At 55.5% G+C, this 452-nt stretch carries 1 protein-coding gene; it reads left to right on the top strand.

Annotation, left to right across the window (positions count from 1 at the left end; translation table 11 throughout):
- Positions 1 to 452, top strand: a 452-nt coding sequence (locus tag ABLN87_RS22365) for a hypothetical protein (protein ID WP_353014317.1), incomplete at both ends; no start/stop codon positions are given.

Raw genomic sequence — 452 nt, forward strand, 5'->3', positions numbered from 1 at the left:
AGAATCGTGGCGCAGTTTCCGGGAGACGGGATATCAGCAGGCCTCTCCCGATATTCAGCACATGCTGCAGGCACTGGATCAGCCAGCAGCATCTGGAAAAGTGACCCCGGAGGTATTTGAGAAGATCAAGGCGTTGAGAGGCCAGGGGTTGTCTGGCAAAAAGATCAGCGCCGCGCTGAAAGCGGAGAACATTCAAATTAGCCATGCAACGATCAGCAAAGCGCTTCGAGCGGATGTGGGCTTACCTGCGCGGAGTATGCCCAAGGCGGTGACCCGTGATGTCATGCAGATCATCCTCGATCTGAAATCTCAAAAACGCAGCAGCCAGGCAATCTCCGATTACCTCAAAGATAGGGGGGTACATTTGTCAAGAACAGGCGTGGACCTGGCCTACCGCCTTGCCAGGCCCTTTCTGGATGACGATGCCCTGCAACTGGATGCCGCACCAGCAG

It is taken from the genome of Ruegeria sp. SCP10, assembly GCF_040329495.1.
Classification (GTDB): Bacteria; Pseudomonadota; Alphaproteobacteria; order Rhodobacterales; family Rhodobacteraceae; genus Ruegeria.